We start from the raw sequence: 25,735 nt of genomic DNA on the forward strand, positions 1-25,735 counted from the left end.
CCGACTTTGCACTTTGCAGTTGGTTGAGTATAAAGAGCACTATAAGATTCACTCAGAGACCGTTGTTTTTGGATATAAACATGAGTCATCCCGAATTTTGATTGTCATCAAAATCCGTGCTGACCAACTGTAAAACCTATCGTTAAAGAAGAACCCCCATGATTTCTATTAGTGAAATCATGGGGGTTTCTACAAATAGTCAAATAAATCACTCTTTTCAGGATGTTTAATGACTCTTTCTAAGCTAAAGTCAGGCTTGATTTTGGCCTTAGCCAAAATTCGGGATGACTTATGTTTTGCTAATTATTACCACAATTAGCCTTCCTGTCTGCTTACTCCACTATCAAACGGCGAGTAGTCAAGCCTTCATCCGTTCGGAATTGAAGGATATAAACACCGGCAGGGAGATAGCTCATGTCTAAAGCTTCGCGGTAGAAATTATCGTACTGGAAACTTTCTAACAAGCGACCTTCTACACTGCGAATCTGTACATCTACGCGCTTGGTCATTGGCTGAGGTAAACTGAGTACAAACTGACCGGCCGTAGGGTTAGGGAACAAGCTCAATGGCAAATCTTGTACCAAGTTCTCTGTTGACTCAATGATACCATTAAGGATCGTAGTTACAGAGCTGCATAACTCTTCGCCGCCATTATCTGTACAAGCAGTATTGGTAACCGTGACCAGGTTGCCCATCAGAGAAATATCATCCACGTACCAACCTTCACGAGCATTACTGTCATTTGATCCAAAACGGAAACGAATCAGTACAGTTTCTCCTGCATAAGCCGTAAGATCTACTACCGAGCGAAGAAACTCACCGCCGCTTGCACCACTAAAAGCCGGGCGACCACTCAAAGGGTTACCAGACCCTGACGCTAACTCGCTGTTATAACCATTCTCGATAAAGTTGTCGGCACCGACATCTTCCCAATCCGCTCCGCCATTAATGGAAATCTCTACAACTCCACCATCAGTATCTACTTCAGTGCTGTACTGGTGGTAAAAAACCAATCCTGGGTTTAGGCCATCAAGAAACACGGGCTCTTCCATAACCAAAAGCTGATCACTTACTTCTTCAACACTACGAGCAAAGAAAGACAATAAACCAGTATTTGTATTGTTCAAGCGCAGTTGCCAGGTGATATCTGAAACAGAGCTGAGGAAATCCCAGTTGCCTGCTCCTGATATCATGTCTTCAAAGGCAGGGTAAGTGAAGGAAGCATCATCTGTTTGCAGTTGGTAGGTACAGGCAAATTCCTGTCCACTAGCCGCATCTCCCAAACTGATAACGAGGAAGCCATCTTCTACCGTAATATCACAATCAGAGCTACCGTCTACCAGTGTCGTTCCTTCAGGAAGTTGATCAAGTACAATAGCGTCGGTGATGCCATTGGTACGACCATTCACGATATCAAGTTGGTAAGTGATAATATCACCAGCAAAAGCTTCGGCAACGGCAGTTTTAGTCACACGATAAGCTGGTGGACAGGTGTCTGGTTTATCGAAAGCTTCCACTCCTACATCTGCGCTAACCCCCAAGCCACGACGAGCAAAGGTTTCCCAGATCAAACAACGGTTAACACCGCCGTTATTAACTTCGTCTGCTTCCAGAATAGCATCCCTAGCTTCGATGAAGCCAGGATTACAGGGCTGCAATTTCAAACCATCCATCACCAGCTGAATAGCAATATTATTGCCACCGGTTCCATTATACAGGTCATCATCAAAACCGTATTCGTCGACCAGGTTCCAATACATATCCCATATCATAACACACCACACTGAGCCAACGCCGTGAGGTATAGCAGCAGTAGCAACATCCGCATAAGTATGAGGATCAATAGTCATATCTCTAGAATAAGGATAGGGACGGATACCGCCACCTGTAATTGGCTCACCATCGGCATAAGTACCAATACCACGAGCTTCTTCCGCAAAGTCAGCAGAGGTTGTCGTCATCACTAAAGCGAAAAAGTCACTCCATCCTTCACCAGCTTGTTCTGGCTGTTGATTAGTAGAAAGGCATCCAGCCTGGTTAGGGCCAGCCGTAAGGCGATTAGAGATACCGTGCCCATATTCGTGAACAATTACCCCATTGTCAAAATCACTATCCCGCCCAGAAGGACCAGGCAGTGGCACATCAGCAACAGCTCCTTCTAACTGGATCATTACGCCAGGCATCGCCAATTTCAATTCATTACAATCCTGAAGACTTATCATTATCGCAGGAATATTAACTTGACCACCTGCATCACCTCCTGTCATCTCAAAGATAGCTGCACCGATATTATTACAAACTATCACAGCCACAGCTCCTGCTTCTTGGGCAGCTAGCGCTTTAGCACCAAACTCACAATCTCCACGATCAAGCATTGCTACTTTACCAAAAAGATCAGCACCGTTTATAATAGGTTCACAGGCATCGCTGCTTACACCAATCGTGTCACTGACAAGCACAACCTCAACTTCTGGAGAACCAGCAGGTAAGTCTGCACCAAAAGCTCCTTGGATAAACTCGTAACTTCCTTGCACTGATTCAGGTGCAGTTACTTCTAGTGATGGTGGTGGAAAACTAGGTAAGCTCCCTCCCCAAAGAAACATTTGCATACGAGGGCGGCCTCCATCAGCCGGCGTCGCAAAATTAGCGTTATTGGTGTTGCTACCGTCAAGTGCCTCGGCCCGTACATGGTCACCATCGTCACCGCCACGGCCGTAGTTATTCACTTGAAAGTTACCAGATTCTTCATCAAAACCATACTTGTACATTACATCATGGATAAGGTTATTCCAGTAAAACAGGTTCGTCGTCGCCGCATCTAACTGCGAATAAGGACGGCCAAGACTAAGGTCTAAAGGAAAATCAAAACACAGGGAATCACCTCCATCAGGTTCACCTCCAACGGATTCGTTCTGGCTGAAGATATCATGGTAGGCATGTACATTATTACCACGTGTAATGGTATACTCATGGCCTTCTTCACCATCGACATCATGCCAACCAAAAGGAGAAGCTACCTCATCGGCAGGATCAACCAATAGCTCCCGTGGACCATGATTGGGGCTTTCTGTATAAAGCGGGAAAGCACGGTAACTTCCTTCGTCTCCTGGGCCTGTTAAGAAGGAGAATGCTGTAGGTACACTTACTTGATCCTCCGGGCACTCTTCGTGCACAGGATGATCAAACTCACAATGAACGACTTGGTCATTATAATCAAGCATTTCGCCAGTAAGGGCATCTACCCTAGCCATCCACCAGTGATTAGCCGTTGTTTCATAATAATCCACATTCCAAACCAAACGAACTTGTTCATTCCGTGGCTGATACATTAAGCTGACTTTGATGGGTTCCAAAGCCAGACCATTATGGTCAAAAACAAATTCACGTGGGCTAATTTGCTCAACTAACTTTAGACCACCATCTATTGGTAGGCCAAAATAAGTCTGCACTGCGGTTACGGCCTGTGCTGGTGTAATCCCTGCTTCGCTTGCATTCACCTTATTAGACAAATCCGGCACAAAGCGATTTCCAACACTAAGCATTCTACCATCGGCTAAGATATTTAAGTTCAGAATAGCATTATGAACAGGAATATCCAAATGTGATTGTTGCAAATAAACATGGGTTAGTTTATTGTGCTTGGTGACAACCTTACTGCTCACTTGATAGTTGGCAACATCTCTGGCCGTAAGGCCCAGGTTGTCATAATTTGTTTGTAGGTGTTGGTCTGCCACTTCTAGTGGTCGATCAACTTGGGCCATAAGCATTTGGCAGCTTAGCAGCATTGCCAGCCCTAAAATTGTTGCGTTTTTTAACATACTGTACAAGTAGTGATAGTTAGGAATTGAAGGTTTACGGCGTTTATGCACTTCCATAAAGTAATATTCGGATATTACTTTTGGTTCATGACCGGTGAAATTAGTACACTTTTATAAATATATAGGGGGAATAAAAAAGTAGTTTCTTCTTGGGGCCGACAGTCTGTCGCATTTTATCTAACTTTGTGTCCCGTAATCGTTTTTCAGCGTCTTCAATATAATTCATGACCAAGTATATTTTCGTTACGGGCGGGGTTACTTCTTCCCTGGGCAAAGGCATTATCGCCGCTTCATTAGCCAAACTCCTGCAAGCCAGAGGCTTCTCTGTCACCATCCAAAAGTTTGATCCTTATCTCAATGTAGATCCAGGCACGCTTAATCCTTACGAGCATGGCGAATGTTTCGTCACGGACGATGGTGCCGAAACAGATCTGGACCTCGGGCATTACGAACGTTTTTTAAATGTTCCTACTTCTCAAGCTAATAATGTTACTACTGGTAGGATTTACCAAACGGTAATCAACAAAGAGCGAGCAGGAGATTATTTAGGAAAAACCGTTCAGGTAATTCCGCACATTACCGATGAAATTAAGCGCCGTGTGCAACTTTTGGGAAGCACCCAAGAATATGACATCGTCATCACGGAACTTGGCGGAACAGTAGGTGACATTGAATCACTACCTTATATAGAGGCTTTACGCCAAATGAGGTGGGAATTAGGTACCGACAATTGCCTGGTGGTTCACCTGACTTTGATTCCCTACCTCAGTGCTGCTAAGGAGTTAAAAACAAAACCTACCCAACACTCTGTAAAACAACTGCTCCAATCAGGTATCCAACCCGATATTTTGGTGTGCCGTACAGAGCATCCCATCACTATGGAAATCCGACGAAAGTTGGCCCTCTTTTGTAATGTCGAAGTAGGCTCTGTCATTGAAGCACGTGATGCGGAAACCATTTACGATGTCCCCTTACTCATGCTTAAAGAACAGTTGGATACGACTGTCATTCGTAAACTTAGGCTTCAAGATCGCAAAGCTCCCAACCTTTCTCGGTGGAAAGAATTCCTGGGCAAGCTAAAAAACCCTTCTTCCGAGGCAAGAATAGGATTGGTAGGTAAATACAATGAGCTACAGGATGCCTACAAATCTATCCACGAAGCTTTTGTACACGCTGGTGCTATTAATGAATGTAAGGTTAATGTTATTCCCATTCATTCTGAGCAACTGGAAGGCGATATGAAAAGTGTAGCCAAAGCGCTTAGAGACCTCGATGGTATTTTGGTAGCTCCTGGCTTTGGAGAAAGAGGCATTGAAGGGAAAATCCGAGCAATTCGCCACGTGCGTGAGAACAATATCCCCTTCTTTGGAATTTGCCTGGGAATGCAGTGTTGTGTAGTGGAATTTGGTCGCAATGTCCTTGGTTTAGAACAGGCCTCCTCTACAGAGGTTAACCCTAGTACGCCAAATCCTGTTATTCATTTGATGTCAGACCAAAAAGATGTTACGCAAATGGGCGGCACTATGCGTCTGGGGTCCTATGATTGTAACTTGAGGCGCAATTCCAAATCAAGTAAAGCCTACGGCAGCCTCTCCATTACAGAACGTCATCGCCATCGATACGAGTTTAACAACCAATATCGAGATCGATATGAGAAAGGTGGACTGGTACCAACAGGAATCAACCCTGCTACCGACTTGGTCGAGATCGTAGAGTTGAAAGGGCACCCCTACTTTGTAGGCGTTCAATTTCACCCTGAACTCAAAAGTACGGTAGAGAATCCCCACCCTCTTTTTGCAAGTTTTGTGCGAGCAGCACAGGAATATCGTAAAATAAAATAGTGCGTACCTATTTTTGGTTAACAGGGCTTTTGTCACTAGGGATAAGCCTCTTGGTCGCTGGAGAACCTTTCTTCTGGGATACCATTCAGTTGGGTGCTCGTCATGCCGATTGGTTTTATCATCAACCGCTGAGCACATTATTACTTCCGGAGGAGATGGACAGTGGTCATATCCCTGCTTTTGGGTATTACCTGGCCACTTGCTGGAGATTGTTCGGGCAAACCTTATTGGTGAGTCATCTAGCCATGTTTCCATTTATATGGTTAGTGTTATGGCAAGGATACCGCTTGGTCAGCAAACTTGACATAGGACTTAGATTTGCCACTTTAGCCTTAGCACCAGGAGTATTGCTACTAGATGCTACTTTGGTTGCGCAACTCAGCTTAGTCAGTCCTGACATTGTATTGATCGGTGCATTCTTTTTAGGAATCAATAGTATCCTAAGGAAGGCACCTCTTTGGTTAGGCATAGCCGTTTTACTGTTGGGGTTGACCAGTCTCAGGGGTATGATGGTTGCTTTTGGGCTCTTCCTTTGGCAACTTGCCTTATTATTCCTATATGGGAGCAAAAAAGACCGTCCATTCGCTGCTTTCAAGTTACTCCTCCCCTATTTACCGGGCGGCCTAATAGCACTTGCCTACCTCGTATATCATTACCAAATCAAAGGCTGGGTAGGTACACATCCGGATTCACCGTGGGCGGCAAGTTTTGCAAGCCAAGGAGGGCTTAGTATCATTAAGCAGGCGGCTATTGTAGGTTGGCGAATCCTGGATTTTGGTCGCATTTTCGTTGTGATTGCTTTAATGCTAAGTTGGTGGCAAACTGGATGGATATGGAACAAGCCAATAAAAAGAGCAGCGACCCTTTTACTGATTATGGGCATTACATTGGCCTTGCCTGCGCTCGTGAGTCCGGGCTTATCGCAGCATCGCTATTTACTGCCTGTATACCTTATGGTCGCTTACCTCTTTTTACTCGTACTAAAAGAGATACAAAATAAAACCTGGGCAACGGCAATGGTCATTGTTGTACTCTTGGGACAAATAAGTGGTCATTTTTGGGTTTACCCCGATCAGGTGGCTCAAGGTTGGGATGCTTCTCTGGCACATAAACCCTATTTTGAAGCACGTGAAGCAGGATTAGCGTATTTGCAACAAGAAAAAATCCCTTTATCAGCAGTAGGCACAGCGTTCCCTGAAGTTGGCAAACAGCATTTGCGGATGCTCAACAATATGGAAGAAGGTCTTGTTTCCTATAATCTTAATCAACAGAAATACATCTGGTATGCGAATATAATGAACGACTTTTCTGATGAAGAGCTATTAACTTTGCAAACCAGTTGGACACCTGTTTTCACCTTTCGGAAACGAGGGGTTCATTTAGAAATTTACCATCGTAAGTAAGCTATGCGGAAATTAAAATTAGAAGAGCTAGAACGGATCAGCATTGCTGAGTTTCAGAATAAGGATAAGCAGCCTGTTGCTTTGGTATTAGACAATGTTCGTTCTGCTTTAAATGTAGGCTCTGCTTTCCGAACAGCTGATGCTTTTGCTTTAGCTCATGTCTACTTGTGTGGCATTACTGCCCAACCTCCGCATCGTGAAATCCTAAAAACGGCATTGGGAGCTACAGAAGCGGTAGATTGGACCTATACAGAAACCGTAGAAGAAGCTATTAGCCACCTAAAAGTAGCCGGTTATGAGATATGGGCCGTAGAACAAGCTGCTGAACGCACTTGGCTCCAAGATTACAAACCAACGGATAGTGCACCTATAGCATTGGTGTTTGGCAATGAAGTAAATGGCGTCAGCCAGTCCGTGATGGATGCCGCAAACGGCGCTTTGGAAATTCCTCAATTTGGCACCAAACACTCCCTTAATGTATCTGTTTCTCTAGGTATTACCGTTTGGGAAGTTTTGAGGAAGATGGGAAAAATTTAAAGGTTAGATGGTTGATGGTTAGATGGTTGAATGGTTGGTTAAACAGTGTGGCAGCGCAATGTATTACGACAAGGACATGAACTATTAGCCAGTGAAATTTAAGTCACGTATATCTTCGATTTAGCCTAAAGGCTAAGGGCATCTTGATAATAAGTCATCCCGAATTTTGGATTAATCCAAAATCCGGGATGAATCGTGTTAGTCTTTCACTACTTTCGTTGAATAGACCCCTTCTTTTGTATACATTTTCAACAGGTAAAAACCGGATTGCAGGGCTGTCAGATCAATACTGCTTCCAGGCATTTCCTGATTGATCACCAGGCGGCCAGAGGCATCAAATACCTCTACTCGTTCTACACTCAGAGCAGGCAACTGCACTTCGCCAGTTGTAGGGTTGGGATACACCCGTAAGTTAGTGCTAGCCAAATCAGTAACACCTACCGTGGTCAAATTGGTTACTTCTAAACAAAAAGCTCCAGCCGTACCAGTATAACCATCTAACATCAACAAGTAAGTCGTACCAATCTCCGTATCCATTTCCAGGCTAACATTAAAAATGCTATTGCCGCCATCTTCGTCTTCGTTACAAACAACATCCGTCAAACTACCGCATTCACCGCTGTAAACAACTGCTTGCAAATCCAGGTTCGCAGGAGAATCATTACACACAATAGTTCTGATCAGGTAACGGTTGCCGTCACCAACGAAGGCATACCAAGACGTATTTTGCAGTGGGTCAGCTTCAAAGTGACACTCAAAACCAGTAGTAGGGTCGGTAGCATCCGTACCGTAGCCTGTATTGTCCTGCCCATCGGATATTTGTGGCACCAATGGTGTTTGACCGAAAAGGGTATTAATATCTAAAGCATCAGTACACATATCCCCGGGAAGGGGCTCACTACTTACCGTTACGTCCCCGGTAGCCGTTTGGCTACAACCAGCGGCACTTGTATAAGTATATGATAGTGTATGCATCCCCACGCCCGCAACGGTAGGATCAAAGCTATAGGTCATACCATTACCATCATCCGTGACTCCAGGGCCACTGTAAACTCCACTATCACCAGTTACAGTGCCTTGCGCAGGCGCACCTCCGCCAAGGCCCGTCTGGACACCAGCACTAATATCCAGATCAGGTAAGGCGGTAAAACTCACATCGGGGGTTGGATATACAGTTACCGTACCCGAGCTCATGCCAGAACACTCACCGCTAATCGTATAAGTAATAGTATGCTCACCCAATCCTGCTGTAGCAGGGGTAAAACTGTAAGTCATTCCATTTCCGTCATCTGTGACACCAGGGCCAGAATAAACGCCTCCCGCAGGAGAGCCTGAACCCAATCCACTTTGCACGCCCGCATCACTACAGAGGTCGGCCAAAGCGGTGAAGCTTACTGTGGGAGTTTGATCGTTTTGGAGAACAAGCTCGGCAAAAGGGCGACAATTATCATTATCAGGTAAATCGCCGAGGATGGCATAAAAATAAAGCGTGGAATTAGGAAAGTTGGTCGTAATATCCTCCAATATAGCAGTGGTATTAGTCCCCGTCAACTCATTGAAAGGCACCGTACCAAGAACCGACGTATTCACGTAAGGGTTGGTAGTAGAAACAGTGCTTACTACAAAATTAATACTGTAATTTTGCTCATCATTATCGGCCATCGCCATATTTTCCAGACCGCTAGCAGTAAGCGTAAAAGATTGATTTGAACAAATAGAGGAAGGACCTGAAACAGTACCAATAGTAGGACAAATTGATTGTTCTGGTGCACCACCAATCACCCGAAAGAAATAATCGTCTTGGTTAGCAAACGTAGGAGTGTCTTCGTCGTCACGGTACAGCACCATGAAGTTGCCATTCTGTAGAGGTTGCGCATATTCGAAGATCTCTTCCTGGCTGTCATTGCCCCCATTGGTTTTTGTCGTTCCACAAAGCGACATACCATCATTATCAACTACCTGATGGTAAACGTCCTGATCATCATTATTGCCGGGGCCAACGTCGCCAGGGCCTTGCTCGGAAGGCCAAACAACAGCAAAGCCTTCTGGCAACGCCTTCAAAGTAGGGCCGCCACTCCCCTGGTTGCCTACGCCCGTAGGGTTAATATCTGCGTAAGGTCTTACTACCGCACTTACTGCTGTTCCCGTAGCACTGAACACCCGGTAGTAACATTCTGTAGCGCTGCCATCCGTACTCCCTGAAGTAGACCAACCCATTACGAAGTTGCCATTATTAAGAGCGGCAAACCGATGATCGTCATTACTCATAAAACTACGGAGGTCGGTGTGTAAGCCACCGCTTACCTCTATGCTGCTGCTTACAGCACTACCACTCGCATTAAACACCCGAAAATAGAAGTCGTCGGTGTCGGGGCTTACTTCATCAGTATGATAAACGATAGCGAAGTTACCACCAGTGAGGGGAATGATTGCATCCAGGTTGTCTTCTTCAGCCGTATTGTCACCGTTGGCTTTAACAGTACCAGAGACCGCAGTACCCGTCGGTCCGTATACCCGAAAGTAAACATCTTGATCCTGATCTCCTCCCATACCGACATCTCCTGGTCCACCACGAGATTCCCAGCTGGTAACAAAATTACCACCCGCCAAGGCAACAACCTGCGGACCAAACCGGCCCTGGTCACCAGTACCAGCAGCATTGATATCGCTATAAGGCATTACTACTCCGGTTACCGCAGTACCATTGGCATTAAAAACTCGAAAGAAACCTCCGTTACCATCTCCGTCAATATCATTGCGGCCTTCCCAGGTAACGACAAAGTTGCCATTACCCAAATCTGCCATTACCTGCGAACCGGAATAGGTATTTTGAAAAGATTCTGCATGTGCATCTGACGTGATGTTTAACGGGCTACCGCTAGTCGCATTACCAGAAGCATTAAATGCCTGAAAAAAGAAGTCGTCTGTATTATTGTTATTATCAGGATTACCAGGAATTTGATCACTCTCCTCGATACGTGTAAGAACGACAAAACCGCCCGTGCTAAGAGGTAAAAGGAATTCAAGGTGATCTTCTTCGCCAGCAACACTAATACGGGTAGTACCACTAACGGCAGTACCATCATTACTGTAAACTCTAAAATAAACATCCTGATTTACATCTCCGGTATCGCCTGGCCCGTCTTCCGACTCCCAACCAATTACAAAACCGCCACCCGTAAGCGCTACGACCAAAGGGCCATTAGAACCCTGTTTTCCTGTACCGGAAGGATTAATGTCAGCATAAGGCATGATGATACTCGTTACTACAGCACCTGCTTCTGAAAAGACCTGAAAAAATGCCCCAGCATCATCACCATCAATATCATCCCTGGTTTCCCAGGCTATCACAAAATTGCCATTGCTTAAAGTAGCAACCGTATTTTTATTATTATTACTCTGTAGTCCAGGATCGTGGACATCTCCTCCGACATTAATATTTCCGCTGATATAATCGCAGGCCTGGGCCTGTAAATTAGACGTAAAAATGATTCCAAACAAAATCAGAATTATGGTGTAAAATGATCGCATTTTATTACAATTAGGGAAGTGAATTATGGAAAAACCCATGTTTTGCCCAAGCCGCTTCATGCCGGGTATAAGTACATGTACTATTTGCACCCACAGGTAAGTGCTTTGAGAGACTTTCTCAGAAATATAATGCCGCAGGCAAACCATTAAATGATATGAAATTTCACTTCTTTATAAATACTGTCGCGCAATACGATCCTCCGGTTGCCGGTCTGTAAGGTATAGGTACACCCAGAAACACCACTCCAAAGGCTTCATCAGGTAGTAAATCGCATCTGAGATGTACTTGTTTTCAAACCAATAATAGTAGCGATGAATCATGTCTCCAACACGGTTATAATTCCGGCGAATCAGGCGATGTAGGCGAGGGAATTGCTCCGTGATGACTTCTTCAAAAGCATTGGCGATCAATAATTGGCGATTGCACACAATGAGTTGTCCATGCCGCACGCCAAGTCGTTCTGGTCGAACAATATTTGGATGCCCCTGCGCGGCTACAGAACACAGAAAATGCCCGCCGCATTGAACATTATCGCACATATAATCCCATTGCGAAAAGCCATGCTTATAAGTATCAGTGAAGGCGCGTATACTGGAATCCGGCTGTTGCCCAAACAATAGTAAAATCGCCGTAACCACCAGTATAACGGGTAAACAAATGATGATCAATACCGGGTATTTTGCCCAAATTGGCAGCCGCAGCACATGGTTAGCCCAAGCTGTCAGTTTATGCTCTTCTGAGAATAAATCATCCTGCGTTTGCCGCAAAACAGCTTTCTGGTTTTCGCTAAGCAGTAGGAGAAAAAGTAAAACAATGGGTACATGCCCCAGCGTAACAGGAGACAGAACCCCTTGAAAAGCAATAAAAAAATTAAGAACAATCCCCAGCAAAAGCAAACAATTAACAATGACTTCCAGCAAAGGTGGGGCGAGCTGTTTACGAAAGGCGGAATAGAAAAAAGCTCCTGCGCTCAAAACGATCCACACATAGATTGTCAGGCGATGCTCGGGAGAAAAGACCGCACTGTCACTACAACAATCATTGTCTTGCTCAAAGTCGAAGATACCAAGATACAATAAAGGAAACCCCAAAACGACAAGCACTTCCAGTGTACGCGACAGTGTAGACCGAAACAAGCGCTTGCCATTGATGCAGTAATACATAAAATCAAGGGCGACCGAGGCACCGATTAAAACCACCAGCACAACGGGCAAGACGAATAAGAGTTCCATCTATTTTTAACATTTTCAGAAAAGGGCCTGTTGGTTCACAGGCTGTTCTTCCTTTTTTGGAAGCACTACTGGTGGTAGGTTCTTATCTGGTGCAAAAATTCGCTTTACAACGCGTAGCCGATGGGTATACTTCCCTTCCTGATAATTGAATATACCATAGTGATCGATAGCATCAATTCTCACTTTTTCATTGACATGAATGATTTTACTATCTGGAAGTAAAATACCTGAATGGGTAATCCGCCCTTGTGTGTTTTCAAAAAAGGCAATATCACCGGGCATGGCCTGCTCTACAAAATCAACAGTTTCACCACGATTAATCTGAATCTCAGCGGTACGAGGCAGTTGATAGCCAGCAACCTGAAAAGATAGCTGTACCAAGGCAGGACTATCGATTCCGAAAACGGTACGCCCTCCCCACAGGAAAGGAGCATTGAGCAATTTGCGGGCAATTTTGATCACCATCGCCGAACTCTGCCGAATATCTTCTGGAAAAACAGCTTGCCCACTGAAAGTAAAATCATGCGTACCCAGCGAAAAACGCATCCCGTCAAAGAAAGGCAACCGAGAGCCAAGCGTAATAGGCAAAGCCTCATCCGTTCCCATAAGGTTGTGGAAAAGATCCAACGAATAAGCAAAATTCCGACGAAAGTCCTGGGTTTCAGTAGGGCTAAGGTCCCTTAGCTGATTGCTTGGCGTCCAGCCAATATAGTCATCGTTGAGACAGCGGACTTTGGTCCACTGGCGACCTTTTGTCTCCATAATCTCTACCATTTCCCCAAAGAGTAGTTGAGATCCCATTTCGGAGCGATGGGCAGCACTGGTTCGCACAGGAACCACAGTAAAAGGACAAATGGCGTAGACGGACATTCGCTAGTTATTGGTACACTTCGTAAAAATAGTTTTTTATTCAAAATAAGGAAAGGAAATGCACCGTTATTCCGCTGAGGAATTAAACATCCTTACATTTGTCATTCCTTAGTATTGCTCAAAGAACCGAAATTAAGCGCATGAGGTATTATATTCTACTATTTTTTGTGGTATTGATAGGCAGCCAACTCTCGGCGCAAGACCAGCATTTTTCCCAATTTTACGCCTCCCCCCTTACCCTCAACCCTGCACTTACAGGTGCCCTGGAAGGTAAGTACCGTGTATCAATGATCTATCGCGACCAGTGGCGTTCGTCGCTGGATAATCCTTATCAAACTTTTTCTGCGGCGGCAGACTTCCGGTACAAAGTCAAGCAATACAAGAAACGCTACCGCGATGCTGTAGGTATTGGTGTGGTTTTTTACAACGACAAGGTCAATACCATCAATTTCTCCACCAATCAAATAATGATTTCCGGCGCTTATCATAAAGCACTTAACCCACAAAGTGACCAATTCCTAAGCCTCGGTTTTCAAGTTGGCATGGTGCAACGTAACATCAATTACGACCAACTAACATTCGACGACCAGTTCAACGGAACCGATCTATTCAATGATCCTACTGGCGAATTATTTCCAGAAAACAACTTTGCCTTTTCAGACTTCCAGGTAGGGCTGCATTACAGCTATGCTCCCAGAGGAGAAACTGGCGTTTTCGCCGGCGCAGCTATGCATCACGTTCTGGAACCAGAAATGAGCTTCTACTACCGCCAGCTGCCCGATGATGACAAAGACGAGCGCCTGAGCAATACTTTATATCGCAAATATTCCGCACACCTCGGGTTGCAGATACCTGTAGGCGAGCGCACCCAAATTTCCCCTCGGGCCTTGTTCTACAGCCAAGGTCCACACCTGACCTTCAATGCTGGCAGTAATTTTCGTTTCCTTGTAAATGAAATTGCAGGTACCGCTATCCATATTGGAGGCTGGGCCCGGCCCGTCAACAACGAAGATGACGCCTGGAACCTGGATGCAATCGTAGCCATGTTGGGCATCGAGCACCAAAATTTCCTAATGGGCTTCAGTTACGATATCAGCCCTGGTCAGCTAAACCTCAATAATCGTAATCGCAATGCTTTTGAAATCAGCGTAGCGTATTTAGGGGAATATGAAGATGAGACGGTATTGTGCCCTAAATTTTAACTCTTAGGGCATATTTGGAACGGATTTGATTCGGAAACCAAGACCATACAAGGGGGTAATCGTATAATTGCGATCTACGGTTACCCCCTACTACTACACTAACCTTTTAGAAAAATGAATACCGATCACCCTAGAAAGCCATTCTGGATTTTCCTTTTTTGCGCTTTTATGCAGGTGATTTTGTTTTTATTTATCTATTCTATCGGCTGGTCCATCATCGAGCACTATTACCACCCTTCCAATAGGTTTGACTGGGGGCTCACTTTTTTACTAGCTATTTACGCCTTTTTTATTGCGACTTCCGTTCAGTGGTTGCTTCTATTTTTCACCAAAGGAAAATACCTAATAGCCATCAGCGCTATTGTATTTATCACCTTAGCGATATTCATTTACACCTCTTATTACCCTTGGCGATCACTGTTTCTTTTGGGGTGCTTATTTTCAGCTCAAGCCACCAGCAACCTTGTTTTCCGTCGCCTAAGCAAGCGTGTACTTGCATCTACAGCCAAGAAAAACAACAGTGCTAGCAATTTACTGGATGACGATTGGGAGTGATTTTGGTCGCTGCCTACTATGGGCCATGCCATCTCCCGTCCCGACTTTTCTAGTCGGGACGGGATCGGCACCGGGCCATCCGTTCTTACCTTCGGTACCACTGCTGTCCCTTGTCCTTGGTCCATCCTGGCCCCGAGCTTCGGCCTACTGGCCTGCGCACTAAATGTTTGGGTAAAACTAAGCCCGCTTTACCATCTCCGTTACCGCCGCTATCCAGCGAGGATCATCGTTGAGACTGGGAACAAGATCGACTTTTTCGCCCCCCATCTCTTCGAATTCCTCTTGGTATTCATCACTTATTTCAATGATCGTTTCCAGGCAGTCTGCGACGAAAGCAGGACTAAAGACCAAAATTCGTTTTGCTCCTTTTTTGGCTTGCTCTTCCAGCACGGCGCTGGTATAAGGTTGCGCCCAAGCATCAGGCCCGAGACGACTCTGGAAAGTAGTGGTATACTGATCTTCTGTCAGTCCTAGTTCTGTAGCAATAGCTCGGGTAGTCGCATGGCATTGCGCAGAATAACAAAATTGATTGATCACGCTAATGCTCCCACAGCAATTTTCCGTCACCAGACAATGGTTGCAGTCATCCGCTTTCCGCAACTGACGCTGAGGCAAACCATGAAAGCTAAACATGATATGATCATAGCTTGATAGATCAAACTGACGAGCATTGTCTGCAAAAATATTGATCATCGCAGGCTCATCGAAATACGAATTGACCATCTTGACATTGGGGATGGTCTCTTTTTTCGCTAACAACCGCATCACCTCTTCATGGATAGACCCCGTAGTAGCACCCGCATACTGAGGAAAGAGTGGAAATACAATGATCTCACTTACTTGCTGTTTCAGCAAGCTATCCAAGGCACTCTCAATCGAAGGGCTTTGGTATCGCATAGCTAGCTCTACGACATACTCCTCTTTATCTAGACCTTCCTGTACCCCTGCGGCCAATAATTCACCATAGTATTTTAGTGGGGAGCCGTTTTCTGTCCAAAGCTGCTGATATAGTTTCGCAGACTTCCCCGACCGAAGGGGAGCAATTAAGCCACGTACCAGCAAGTTCCTAGGAATCCAGGGATAATCTATCACTCGGCGATCCAAAAGAAATTCTTTAAGATAACGGTAGACAGCTCCACGAGTAGGTGCGTCAGGTGTACCGAGATTAACCAACAAAACGCCTTTCTTGCCAAGCTGTGCCATAAATTTCTTAACTGTTTTTTATTGCAAATGCAAGGATACAACATATTGTCCGGCAAGGGGTTTATCTAAATGGTAAAATCATTGTCAATAATGTCAGAAAAGGAAAATGATTAGCTTTGCATTTTTAGCTTAGCGACGTACAATCAACAAGATTAAGATATTGATTGCACGGCACTAAAACCTCCAAATAATTTCTATTTATGTCCAAACCGCTCATTCTGGTCACCAATGATGATGGTGTCACTGCTCCTGGAATCAAAATGTTGGTTGAAATCGCTCAGGAACTGGGCGAAGTTGTTGTCGTCGCACCAGACAGCCCTCAGTCAGGTATGGGGCACGCCATTACACTCAATACACCTTTACGTATTCACAAAACGCGGGCCTTTCCCGATTTGCAAGCCTACGAATGTTCCGGTACACCGGTAGATTGTGTAAAACTGGCCAGGCACGTTGTCACCAAAGATCGCAAGGTTGACCTCTGTGTATCCGGCATCAATCACGGGAGCAATGCAGCGATTAACATCATCTACAGCGGCACCATGTCCGCTGCGATGGAGGCTTCGCTAGAAGGAATACCCTCTATAGGGTTTTCGTTACTGGATTATCGTTACGAAGCCGACTTTTCAGCTGCCCGTGGACATATAAAGGCCATTATGGAGCACGTGCTGAAGAATGGCCTTAGCAAAGGCAGCCTCCTCAACGTCAATATCCCAAAGTTGGCAACAAAAGAGATCAAAGGCATAAAAATCTGCCGCCAAGCCGATGCTCGCTGGCAAGAAACCTTTGCCGAAGCTACTGACCCCCGAGGTCAGAAATACTATTGGCTGACCGGCTCTTTCGTCAACGATGACCCCGGCACAGATACTGACGTACAGGCGCTGGAAGAAGGCTATATTTCCATTGTCCCCTCTCATCATGACCTGACCAATTACGAAGCCCTTCGACATAGCAGCTTGAAGGAGTTGGAGAATGGTTGATGGTTGATGGTTGATGGTTGATGGTTGATGGTTGATGGTTGATGGTAAAAAACAACTTTTACACCTTTACACCTACCCAACCTTTACACCATATAAAACTCATTATTAAAATTACATATCAATTCTGAAATATGCGTGATCAATTATGGTTTGGACTCTTGATTGGAGTGGTTGTCCCATTTGTGGGCTATGCCGTTTTGATGATGATTCTTGAACAATTGGGTGCTAGTGAAACACTGGCAGATAACCGTCTAAACTTTGACTTCAAAGAGCGTACACTTACCTTGCTTGCACTGGCTATTAATTTGATTCCGATGCGGATTTTCATGCGAGCCTATGCCAACAAAGCACTTCGTGGGCTTGTCCTCGCTACGCTGGCTTATGGAATGGTTTGGATGTTTTACTTTGGCAGACAGCTACTTGGCTCATGAAGTATTACCTCATTGCAGGAGAGGCATCCGGTGACCTACACGGCTCCTATTTAATAAAAGCCTTGGCGAAGGCTGATCCAGCAGCTGATTTCCGGTGCTGGGGGGGTGACCTAATGCAAGCTGCCGGTGCCAATTTACAGAAGCATTATCGTGACCTCGCCTTTATGGGCTTTGTGGAGGTACTGCTCAACATCAGAACGATATTGGGCAACTTCAAAGCCTGTAAAGCGGACGTATTAGCGTATCAGCCTGACGTGCTAATACTCGTGGATTACCCTGGTTTTAATCTACGCATGGCCAAATGGGCCAAGCAGCAGGGCATAAAAGTCTTTTATTACATTTCGCCCCAAATCTGGGCATGGCACAGTAGTCGCGTTCATCAGATCAAGGCCAATGTGGACGAGATGTTTGTGATTCTTCCTTTTGAGCAAGATTTTTATGCCAAATACGGAATGGAGGTCAATTTCGTTGGCCACCCATTATTAGATGTCGTTCAAGATCACAAGGCCGACCCTAATTTCCGGCGTAAAAACCAACTCTCTGACCAACCTATTATTGCGCTTCTGCCAGGCAGTCGAAAACAAGAAATCAGCAGGATGCTCTCGGTGCTACTTGCAACTGCTGATCATTTTCCTAGTTATCAGTTTGTCGTCGCTGGAGCCCCTTCTCAGGATAAAGACTATTATTTTTCTCTTTTTGAAGAATTGGGCCGGGAAAACAAGGTACACCTAGTAGAAGGACAGACCTACACACTTTTGCAAAACGCAGAAGCTGCATTGGTCACTTCTGGCACCGCTACCCTGGAAACAGCCCTGTTAGAATGTCCACAAATAGTGTGCTATCGTGGAAGCAGTATTTCTTATGCTATAGCTAAGCGGCTGATTAATGTAAAGTATATTTCTCTGGTTAACCTCATCATGGATGAGGAACTCGTTTTAGAGCTTATTCAGGATGACTTTAATGTAAAACGGACAACACAAGCACTCACCAATCTTTTAAAAACAGGTGAAAAAGAACGGATTGCTAAAGGCTACCAGCGCCTAAAAACAAAGCTTGGTGATGGTGGGGCAGCCCTTAGATGTGCAGAAACCATGGTTAATCGCTTGCAGGAATAAAATAAATTACACTTTTTTACAATACATTAAACACTGCTAATGTAGTATATACACAAAAAAAAGACTTACCGCTTCCTTCTTTTCTACTACCGTTCCCTCATTTACATATTATTAAATAAAATAAATTATACTTTTTTGCCATAAAAAGAGACTTCCTGAAGAGTTTGGCACACATTTTGATTTATTGCTATACGAAGGCAAGATGCAAAGCGTCACATGGTGAAATTATTTAATATTATATTTTTTCACCATATTTGTCCTGAGCATTTTGACGGAAATAAGCTATTACAATTTTTTTTGTAGGTTTTGAAAATTACACACTTAACTTTCCGCTGGTCAGTTGCGTCGTGAAATATTTCAAAACCAAAATTGGAATAACTCATTTTATCCCGTCACTAACACAATGAACTACTACTTTTGATAACCAGTGTCGAATTAGGTTGCAGGAGGTTATTTTTTTTGACTTTCCTGCATAACAAAACGGCCCCCTTCACATGTAACACTATGAAAAATTTTACGACCATTCTTATCAATGTTAGGTTTCACCCTTTTGTACCATTAAGGGAATGATTGTACTTCTCGTACGAATCATTTAATCTACACTTCCGCTTTATCAAGGCTATTTAACCAAGAAGACCCAGCGCTTGCTGGTACCTCCTACCCGTTAACGTTACTTGCAACGACTTGACCTGTTGTAAGCGTNGAACACTATTACTTAAACCTTTGCTACCCCTCACAGGGTGGCCTGGGAAGCTCATGCCCAAACAAATTACATCATGAAAAATTTTACACTATCGCTTGAAGCGTTACTCTTAATTTTTTTATTACTTGCAGGCTTGTACGGAGCCCGTACTATTATGAAAGGAGAAGACGTATCTCCAGGGTTGGCCTCGCCTCGCCAAGAAGAACCAGCAATGGTAATGGCTACAGAAACAACCGAAGATGTTTATCAAATACATCTCCCCAAATAAAATCACAACCATTTGAATGACTTGATAGAAGTCATGCTAAAATTCAATATCCATTTCAATGTACAATTTCCAAACAAGCTCTAAAAGTTGTACCTTATAGCACAAGTAATGTGCCTATGGAATACTTTAGACAAATGATGGAACGCTCGGCCTTCGGGGTTTGCAGCTATCTGGGAGAAAAAATTGGCTTGGCTAGCAGCCGGGTGAGGCTTTACTTTATCTATATTACCTTGCTTACGCTTGGTTCGCCAATCATTATTTATCTTTTTGCTGCTTTTTGGCTCAACATTAAGCGGTATATCAAAAAAGGTAGAAACATGATCTGGCAATAAGCACTAATTTCTTCCTTTCCAGGCTATTTCCTCTACTCCTAGCTCATGAGACAAATAGCGAGCTAGCACGAAAAAATAATCAGACAAGCGATTTAGGTAATGAAGTGCCCGAGCATTGATTGGCGCCTCTACATGCATGCGAACACATTGGCGTTCGGCACGGCGGCAGATAGTGCGCGCCAGATGTGCGTAAGATACCTGAGGATGGCCACCCGGTAAGATAAAATTACGCAAAGGCGCTAGGGTCGCGTCCATCCGATCCATTTCTTTTTCCAACAACTCCACATCTTCTTCAAGAATATCCAATGCAACCTCCTTGCCTTCTTTAGAAGGAGTTGCCAAATAAGCACCCAGGCTAAATAATCGATTTTGAATAGTGGAAAGAACAGCCTTTTCTGCGTCTAACGATATATGGTCTCTCAACAAACCAATAAAGGCATTGAGTTCGTCCAATGTCCCGTAAGCTTCAATCCGGTCATGTGATTTATTGACGCGCTGTCCGCCAAAAAGACCCGTTTCGCCTTGATCCCCCGTTTTGGTATAAATCTTCATAAGCTAATGTTGTAAAAGTGTAAGGGTGTGTAAGGGTGTAAAAGTGTAGGGGTTGTAAGGAGGTGATTTGAGACACACACATTTCTAAACAGTCTCAAATCAACCCTTACACCTTTACACTCATCCAACTTTTACACAAAAATCATTGATCCCGCAAATAACGGTGGGTGGGGTCATCGACACTTACGATATTTTCGTTTTTGATGTCAGACTCTACTTCACCATCACGTAAACGAATAATACGATGAGCATGTTCTGCAATATCAGGTTCGTGGGTTACGAGAATGACCGTGTTGCCTTTGCTATGGATGTTTTCAAATATTTTCATGATCTCAATGGAGGTCTTGGTATCAAGATTACCCGTTGGCTCATCAGCCAGGATGATACTGGGGTTGTTGACCAAGGCCCTGGCTATTGCAACCCGCTGGCGCTGTCCACCTGACAATTCATTCGGCTTGTGATCTACGCGATCACCGAGGCCTACCTCTGTAAGTACTTCTTGTGCCCGGGCTTCCCGATCCGCTTTTGACCAGCCGGAATACACCAAGGGCAAAGCCACGTTATCTAATGCTGTGAGGCGTGGCAGCAGGTTAAAAGTCTGAAAGACGAAACCAATTTTTCTGTTACGAACTTCAGCCAGCTCTCCATCCGTCATGGTGCTAACATTGATAGCATCCAGAAAGTAATCGCCCTCGCTAGGTGTATCCAAACAGCCCAGGAGATTCATCAGCGTGGATTTACCAGAACCAGAAGGCCCCATCAGCGCAACGTAATCGTTGACCGATATTTCGACATCAACCCCACGCAGCGCGTGTACTTTGGTCGTTCCCATGTCGTAGGTCTTCCGCAAATCTTTCGTAGATATAACAACAGCCATGCAAGGTGATTTTTTAAAAAAATTCTTAACTACAAATCAATTACTTTTGGAACACGGAAGAAAGTACCATCCTGATCTGGAGCATTGCGCAGAGCAGCTTCCCGATCTACTTGGTTGTTTATTACATCCTCACGTTGCCGATTGACAGCTTCATTGAGGTAAACCAGCGGTTCAACGTCTTCTACATCCAGCTTTTGCAATTTTTCTACCATACCCAGGATATTCGTAAGGTCTGTTTTCAAACCTTCTTTTTCTGTAGCAGAAAGTTGTAGTCGAGCTAGATTTTCCAATCGGGAAATTAGTTGATCATCTATCTTCATCATAAGTTTTTAGATGAGTAATGGGTATTCATCGTTAAAAAAACGAATACCAAAGGTAAGTAATCCCATTATTTCTAAGAGAAAGTTTATTTTCGCGAACACAACTGCACACAAAATAATTTTAATGGCTGATCATCAACCACCCGCTAACATAAAACACGTAGCAATTGCCGGAAATATCGGCGCTGGAAAAACCACCCTCTGCACACAGCTGGGGAAGCATTTCGACTGGGACGTTCACTACGAATCTACGGACAACAACCCCTATCTGAGTGATTTTTATCTCGATATGCAGCGATGGTCCTTCAACCTCCAGATTTATTTCCTCCATAACCGCTACGCTCAGATCTTAAATATCCACCAGGGAGACCGCACTGTGGTTCAAGATCGCACCATTTACGAAGATGCTCACATCTTTGCGCCCAACTTGCACGATATGGGCCTAATGACCAAACGTGACTTTGAGAACTATATGTCTTTGTTTAAAACAATGACTTCTCAGATTCAACCACCAGACCTCCTTATCTATCTAAGAGCGGGTATCCCTACCCTCGTCAATCACATCCAGTCACGAGGACGTGATTACGAAGGTAGCATGAGTCTTGATTATCTCAAGCGCCTCAATGAACGCTACGACGAATGGATCAGTACTTACACAGAAGGTAATTTACTCATCATTGATGCTGACAGTATCGATTTTAAGAAGAATCCAGAAGATTTAGGTACCGTATTGAACCAGGTTCAGGCCGAATTACATGGTTTATTCCATTAATTTACGGTTTGGAACTAAAATTTATTCAATTTCGTTTTGGATAATGAAACTGATCTTTATATTTGCAGCCGCTTAGGAAGTGAGTGTGGCTAGAAAGTCTAGTTTTTACTCGAAATCTAAGCTAAGGAGGAATGGCAGAGCGGTTTAATGCACCGGTCTTGAAAACCGACGTACTGAAAGGTACCGGGGGTTCGAATCCCTCTTCCTCCGCATAAGAAAGCAGTACCCTCGGGTGCTGCTTTTTTTATTGGCATAACTCACCCCCCTACTCTCATCTCAAGTCTATTAGCTGTGGAATTTTGTCTTCCTCCGTCTCGCTTTCATTCTACCGTGATGACCACCTCTAGCTGACAAATTTTCTTTTGAATAGAAAAAAGAGAGGAGCAATTGCCAAGTTTTCTGCTAACCTCTTAGTCTGGGTGTTTTTCTGAATTCTCTTATGTTTATCTTTTGGGGTTGGAAAGGCGGGAGTCGTGTAAGAGGTGTTCCCTCTTTAGTTTCTAGTCAGGGCCATATCTACTCGCCTAATTACTGGTATTTTTATATGCTACCAATGTTCTCTTATCGACATAGTATTTATAGTCATTCATGTCCACTTCAATTAATTCGACACCATCAACAGCTAAAAATTTCAGTTTTTGAGTAGTTATAGAAAGATGGATTCTTCCATCTAAATCCATAACTACTGATTTGCCACTTGAGAAAAATAAAAACTTGTTTATTGACAATTGATAACATCGTTCAAGTGAGCTAATATAATCGTAATTTCCCGAGAATAGCCTTTTACCATCTATAGTTACCAAGTGCCAATCGTGGTTATCGTCTCTAACGCTAATTATCTTATCTCCATAAAATCCACGAATGGCAGTGTAGTCAAAAGGGATCACGATACGGCCCTCTATATCAATTAAGCCATATCTCTCCTTCAGCTTAGCAACGTAGTAGCGGAATTTATCGGTATGGTTAAGGGGATATAGCCAATCATAGTTCGTCTCCAAAAAAACTTCACCTAGGGTATCGACCAATACAGCCTGCTTTTGGCCATCCATGCAGCCTTTTGATAAACAGGCATAATTCTCAAAGAATCGAAGCGTGAACCTATACTCCAGAGGCACCAGAACGTGTCCAAATTTGTCAATGTAACCAACATTTCTCTGCAGTTTCAGAATGGTATCTTGGCTTCCCGTGAAACAAGGGTTTGAAACGTGTTCGTAAAATTTATCGGAAGCAATTCTAAAAACGGAACGACGACCATTTATTGAAGAGTCATCAATGTAATCATAGCCAGCTTCATTTATTTGCTGCCCATCAGGAGTAAAAAGAAAATACTTTCCTTCTTTTTTGGCTACGAAGAACTCCTGGTTGATCTCTGTAATTTCTTGTTCTGAAAATGGAGAGATTACATTGCCGTGTACATCAATAACACCTTGCTTGTTTCCAGCAACTACAGCAATCAATCCCAGAGATATATTGACCTTTACAATACTATCAAACTGCTTACCCCAATGCTCAAATAACTTACCATCAATGATCACTTCATTTATGGTATCTCGCACATGCAATACAGCTATAAAAACAGAATCTTTCTTTGTATAGCCCGTGAAAAAGTTCTTACTATTTACATTTAAAGGATTGCCATGTATATCTGTAAAATGATAACTGTTTTCATGACGATGCCAATTGACGCTGCGGCCCGAAAGATGAGAAGATCTACTATTAAATGATGATAGTTGGTTTCCACTTAAATCAAAACTAGCATACCGCCCATTCTTTCTTGGTCGGAGTACGGTTTCATTTTGGACTACTTCAAACTCAATTTCTTCAAATTCTGGTTGGAGTATTATTTCCCCTTGAGCATTGGCTAATCCTTTTTTATCTCCCTGAGTGAGGATATAGAAATTGTTATTTCTATAGTAACACCTATCGTATTCAATTGGAATTATTATCTGCCCCTTTGAATCGATTATCCCGTATAATCCATTTGACGAAACAAGGTATCTGTCATTCCTTGAGCTAATTCTATGGATGGACGCTGCCTCGTAACTTATTTCTACATTCAAAGCGCTATCTAGCACTGATACTGTTTCACCCTTTTTTGAGGTATAGTAGTTTCCATCTTTGATAAATTTGAAGGTATCGAATACCTGATCTTCTAAAGTGATTTTTCCCAATAGCTCCACAACCTGTATCTTGTCATCATGCCTTATGGCTTTGAATAAGCTATCATTGATTGGATATATTGATTTGTATTCAGAAGTATCGACTAAGTCGTTTTTAAGGTCACTCAAAAATGCGTTACCGTTCCTTTTAAGGACATAAACTCCGTTGTGAGGTGAAACCCCTTGATATATCGTATCCAAAATTACTTGTCCATCTAAATTGACAACCCCATATTTAGTGTTTTGCCGATGAAAGACAAATCCCCCTCCATTCTTTTCTTGAGTAGAAACAATCAAGTACTTACCCTCAACGACTTCGACTATCGATTTATAGGAATATTCTTTTATGTATCCAGATTTGGGGTTAAATAGGTACGAATAGTCTCCTTGTCCAAAAGTTATCAGTTCATCCCCCCATATAGTAGGTTTGCTTAAAGTGGACTTAAGGACATCTCCATCTACATTTAGAATTTCAAAGCTCCCATCAGATTTGTCACCGATGAAATAACCATGGTAGAACTCCACCGATTCTCGTGGCCTTCTATACGAATACAATTGTTCATCTGGAGTATCAATAATATACCTAGAAGATAAAGTCTTAGTGTTCAGATTCAGCAATTGGCATTCGCCATTATCCAACATCACCCACTTTAGATGCTTTATTGTGTCTCTTGAAATAGCCCCTCGCCTCCACCCCCTGTTATCTGTACTGTAGGTAGCAGGTAATAATCGAATCTCAATGTCATTCGAATAAGAAGAAAGTTCTAATCCGTTTTTATCGATTATTATTTTTCTATCATCCTTTATCACAAATGCGATAGCGTCGCTTAAAAAGAATTCTACTTGATCATATTTAGGTGCAATTTTGACTATTCCATTTGTATCACAGTAGCCATATTTACCTTCATCGTAATACGGAATCAAAGTTTGACTGACGCAGTCTATCCCTACGGAAAATGTTAATATGATTAGTAAAAACTTAAGGTTCATATTAAAGATTTTATCACTTGTAACTAACAATAAGCTCTGCATTCGC

Annotated in this window: 20 protein-coding genes and 1 tRNA gene; 12 read left to right on the forward strand and 9 right to left on the reverse strand. The window is 43.6% G+C overall.

Features of this window, described 5'->3' with window-relative positions; translation table 11 throughout:
• Positions 1-332: 332 nt before the first annotated feature.
• Positions 333-3,818: a T9SS-dependent M36 family metallopeptidase gene (locus tag A3EU_RS32340; protein ID WP_169433308.1), complete on the reverse strand. Its 3,486-nt coding sequence runs from the start codon at positions 3,816-3,818 to the stop codon at positions 333-335.
• Positions 3,819-4,042: 224 nt separating this feature from the next.
• Here A3EU_RS32340 and A3EU_RS0101235 point away from each other — a divergent pair, with 224 nt between their 5' ends.
• The 3 genes from A3EU_RS0101235 to A3EU_RS0101245 are packed head-to-tail and all read left to right on the forward strand — an operon-like array spanning position 4,043 to position 7,599.
• On the forward strand, positions 4,043-5,659 hold the full coding sequence (locus A3EU_RS0101235; protein WP_020534297.1) for a CTP synthase: 1,617 nt from the start codon (positions 4,043-4,045) through the stop codon (positions 5,657-5,659).
• Positions 5,659-7,062, forward strand: a complete 1,404-nt coding sequence (locus A3EU_RS0101240; RefSeq protein ID WP_020534298.1) for a hypothetical protein — start codon at positions 5,659-5,661, stop codon at positions 7,060-7,062. The genes A3EU_RS0101235 and A3EU_RS0101240 overlap by 1 nt, the downstream gene beginning before the upstream one ends.
• Positions 7,063-7,065: 3 nt before the next feature.
• Positions 7,066-7,599: an RNA methyltransferase gene (locus A3EU_RS0101245; protein WP_020534299.1), complete on the forward strand. Its 534-nt coding sequence runs from the start codon at positions 7,066-7,068 to the stop codon at positions 7,597-7,599.
• Between the two features lie 198 nt (positions 7,600-7,797).
• On the opposite strand, the gene A3EU_RS0101250 is transcribed toward A3EU_RS0101245, so the two are convergent.
• The 3 genes from A3EU_RS0101250 to A3EU_RS0101260 all read right to left on the reverse strand — a co-directional run bounded on the left by A3EU_RS0101250 (position 7,798) and on the right by A3EU_RS0101260 (position 13,233).
• A complete protein-coding gene (locus A3EU_RS0101250; protein WP_044085316.1) occupies positions 7,798-11,130 on the reverse strand; it encodes a T9SS type A sorting domain-containing protein in 3,333 nt (1,110 codons plus the stop codon).
• 171 nt (positions 11,131-11,301) lie between these two features.
• Positions 11,302-12,363: a DUF6688 domain-containing protein gene (locus tag A3EU_RS32345; RefSeq protein ID WP_020534301.1), complete on the reverse strand. Its 1,062-nt coding sequence runs from the start codon at positions 12,361-12,363 to the stop codon at positions 11,302-11,304.
• Positions 12,364-12,378: 15 nt separating this feature from the next.
• The gene (locus tag A3EU_RS0101260; RefSeq protein ID WP_020534302.1) at positions 12,379-13,233 is read right to left on the reverse strand and encodes a C40 family peptidase; all 855 of its coding nucleotides are present in this window, start codon (positions 13,231-13,233) and stop codon (positions 12,379-12,381) included.
• 140 nt (positions 13,234-13,373) lie between these two features.
• On the opposite strand from A3EU_RS0101260, the gene A3EU_RS0101265 reads away from it, so the two are divergent.
• On the forward strand, positions 13,374-14,435 hold the full coding sequence (locus A3EU_RS0101265; protein ID WP_020534303.1) for a PorP/SprF family type IX secretion system membrane protein: 1,062 nt from the start codon (positions 13,374-13,376) through the stop codon (positions 14,433-14,435).
• Positions 14,436-14,549: 114 nt separating this feature from the next.
• Positions 14,550-14,990, forward strand: a complete 441-nt coding sequence (locus A3EU_RS0101270) for a hypothetical protein (protein ID WP_020534304.1) — start codon at positions 14,550-14,552, stop codon at positions 14,988-14,990.
• A 177-nt stretch (positions 14,991-15,167) separates the two neighbouring features.
• On the opposite strand, the gene hemH is transcribed toward A3EU_RS0101270, so the two are convergent.
• Positions 15,168-16,193 (reverse strand): ferrochelatase, encoded by a 1,026-nt coding sequence (gene hemH / locus A3EU_RS0101275; protein WP_020534305.1) that lies wholly within the window; start codon positions 16,191-16,193, stop codon positions 15,168-15,170.
• Between the two features lie 200 nt (positions 16,194-16,393).
• Between hemH and surE the strand changes: the two genes are divergently transcribed.
• The 5 genes from surE (at position 16,394) to A3EU_RS0101300 (ending at position 20,019) form a co-directional block, all read left to right on the forward strand.
• On the forward strand, positions 16,394-17,170 hold the full coding sequence (surE, locus tag A3EU_RS0101280) for a 5'/3'-nucleotidase SurE (protein ID WP_020534306.1): 777 nt from the start codon (positions 16,394-16,396) through the stop codon (positions 17,168-17,170).
• A 131-nt stretch (positions 17,171-17,301) separates the two neighbouring features.
• Positions 17,302-17,601, forward strand: coding sequence for a hypothetical protein (locus A3EU_RS0101285; protein WP_020534307.1), 300 nt, complete (start codon positions 17,302-17,304; stop codon positions 17,599-17,601).
• Entirely contained in the window at positions 17,598-18,716 is a 1,119-nt protein-coding gene (lpxB, locus tag A3EU_RS0101290) for a lipid-A-disaccharide synthase (RefSeq protein WP_020534308.1), read from the forward strand. The genes A3EU_RS0101285 and lpxB overlap by 4 nt, the downstream gene beginning before the upstream one ends.
• A 776-nt stretch (positions 18,717-19,492) precedes the next feature.
• On the forward strand, positions 19,493-19,687 hold the full coding sequence (locus A3EU_RS0101295; RefSeq protein ID WP_020534309.1) for a hypothetical protein: 195 nt from the start codon (positions 19,493-19,495) through the stop codon (positions 19,685-19,687).
• A 116-nt stretch (positions 19,688-19,803) separates the two neighbouring features.
• Positions 19,804-20,019, forward strand: a complete 216-nt coding sequence (locus A3EU_RS0101300; protein ID WP_026211166.1) for a PspC domain-containing protein — start codon at positions 19,804-19,806, stop codon at positions 20,017-20,019.
• Between the two features lie 3 nt (positions 20,020-20,022).
• On the opposite strand, the gene A3EU_RS0101305 is transcribed toward A3EU_RS0101300, so the two are convergent.
• From A3EU_RS0101305 to gatC, 3 genes are all read right to left on the reverse strand, one after another.
• Positions 20,023-20,571, reverse strand: coding sequence for a cob(I)yrinic acid a,c-diamide adenosyltransferase (locus tag A3EU_RS0101305; RefSeq protein WP_020534311.1), 549 nt, complete (start codon positions 20,569-20,571; stop codon positions 20,023-20,025).
• 142 nt (positions 20,572-20,713) lie between these two features.
• Positions 20,714-21,448, reverse strand: coding sequence for an ABC transporter ATP-binding protein (locus A3EU_RS0101310; RefSeq protein WP_020534312.1), 735 nt, complete (start codon positions 21,446-21,448; stop codon positions 20,714-20,716).
• A 29-nt stretch (positions 21,449-21,477) separates the two neighbouring features.
• Positions 21,478-21,771, reverse strand: a complete 294-nt coding sequence (gene gatC / locus A3EU_RS0101315) for an Asp-tRNA(Asn)/Glu-tRNA(Gln) amidotransferase subunit GatC (RefSeq protein WP_245569322.1) — start codon at positions 21,769-21,771, stop codon at positions 21,478-21,480.
• A gap of 121 nt (positions 21,772-21,892) precedes the next feature.
• Here gatC and A3EU_RS0101320 point away from each other — a divergent pair, with 121 nt between their 5' ends.
• Positions 21,893-22,540 carry a deoxynucleoside kinase gene (locus A3EU_RS0101320; RefSeq protein WP_020534314.1) on the forward strand — a complete coding sequence of 216 codons (648 nt, stop codon included), beginning with the start codon at positions 21,893-21,895 and terminating at the stop codon, positions 22,538-22,540.
• 125 nt (positions 22,541-22,665) lie between these two features.
• Positions 22,666-22,750: transfer RNA gene (locus A3EU_RS0101325), tRNA-Ser, on the forward strand.
• A gap of 314 nt (positions 22,751-23,064) precedes the next feature.
• Here the strand turns inward: A3EU_RS0101325 and A3EU_RS0101330 are convergent.
• Entirely contained in the window at positions 23,065-25,689 is a 2,625-nt protein-coding gene (locus tag A3EU_RS0101330) for a WG repeat-containing protein (RefSeq protein ID WP_020534315.1), read from the reverse strand.
• Positions 25,690-25,735 lie beyond the last annotated feature (46 nt).

The organism is Lewinella cohaerens DSM 23179 (genome assembly GCF_000379805.1).
Taxonomy (GTDB): domain Bacteria; phylum Bacteroidota; class Bacteroidia; order Chitinophagales; family Saprospiraceae; genus Lewinella; species Lewinella cohaerens.

Excerpts from the sequence above, each read along its gene's own strand:
- A3EU_RS0101250 (WP_044085316.1), bottom strand. The coding sequence starts at position 11,130 with ATGCGATCATTTTACACCATAATTCTGATTTTGTTTGGAATCATTTTT.
- A3EU_RS32345 (WP_020534301.1), bottom strand. The coding sequence starts at position 12,363 with ATGGAACTCTTATTCGTCTTGCCCGTTGTGCTGGTGGTTTTAATCGGT.
- A3EU_RS0101285 (WP_020534307.1), top strand. The coding sequence starts at position 17,302 with ATGCGTGATCAATTATGGTTTGGACTCTTGATTGGAGTGGTTGTCCCA.
- A3EU_RS0101245 (WP_020534299.1), top strand. The coding sequence starts at position 7,066 with ATGCGGAAATTAAAATTAGAAGAGCTAGAACGGATCAGCATTGCTGAG.
- A3EU_RS0101310 (WP_020534312.1), bottom strand. The coding sequence starts at position 21,448 with ATGGCTGTTGTTATATCTACGAAAGATTTGCGGAAGACCTACGACATG.
- A3EU_RS0101265 (WP_020534303.1), top strand. The coding sequence starts at position 13,374 with ATGAGGTATTATATTCTACTATTTTTTGTGGTATTGATAGGCAGCCAA.
- A3EU_RS0101320 (WP_020534314.1), top strand. The coding sequence starts at position 21,893 with ATGGCTGATCATCAACCACCCGCTAACATAAAACACGTAGCAATTGCC.
- surE (WP_020534306.1), top strand. The coding sequence starts at position 16,394 with ATGTCCAAACCGCTCATTCTGGTCACCAATGATGATGGTGTCACTGCT.
- hemH (WP_020534305.1), bottom strand. The coding sequence starts at position 16,193 with ATGGCACAGCTTGGCAAGAAAGGCGTTTTGTTGGTTAATCTCGGTACA.
- A3EU_RS0101260 (WP_020534302.1), bottom strand. The coding sequence starts at position 13,233 with ATGTCCGTCTACGCCATTTGTCCTTTTACTGTGGTTCCTGTGCGAACC.
- A3EU_RS0101305 (WP_020534311.1), bottom strand. The coding sequence starts at position 20,571 with ATGAAGATTTATACCAAAACGGGGGATCAAGGCGAAACGGGTCTTTTT.
- A3EU_RS32340 (WP_169433308.1), bottom strand. The coding sequence starts at position 3,818 with ATGTTAAAAAACGCAACAATTTTAGGGCTGGCAATGCTGCTAAGCTGC.
- lpxB (WP_020534308.1), top strand. The coding sequence starts at position 17,598 with ATGAAGTATTACCTCATTGCAGGAGAGGCATCCGGTGACCTACACGGC.
- gatC (WP_245569322.1), bottom strand. The coding sequence starts at position 21,771 with ATGATGAAGATAGATGATCAACTAATTTCCCGATTGGAAAATCTAGCT.
- A3EU_RS0101235 (WP_020534297.1), top strand. The coding sequence starts at position 4,043 with ATGACCAAGTATATTTTCGTTACGGGCGGGGTTACTTCTTCCCTGGGC.
- A3EU_RS0101270 (WP_020534304.1), top strand. The coding sequence starts at position 14,550 with ATGAATACCGATCACCCTAGAAAGCCATTCTGGATTTTCCTTTTTTGC.
- A3EU_RS0101300 (WP_026211166.1), top strand. The coding sequence starts at position 19,804 with ATGGAATACTTTAGACAAATGATGGAACGCTCGGCCTTCGGGGTTTGC.
- A3EU_RS0101330 (WP_020534315.1), bottom strand. The coding sequence starts at position 25,689 with ATGAACCTTAAGTTTTTACTAATCATATTAACATTTTCCGTAGGGATA.
- A3EU_RS0101295 (WP_020534309.1), top strand. The coding sequence starts at position 19,493 with ATGAAAAATTTTACACTATCGCTTGAAGCGTTACTCTTAATTTTTTTA.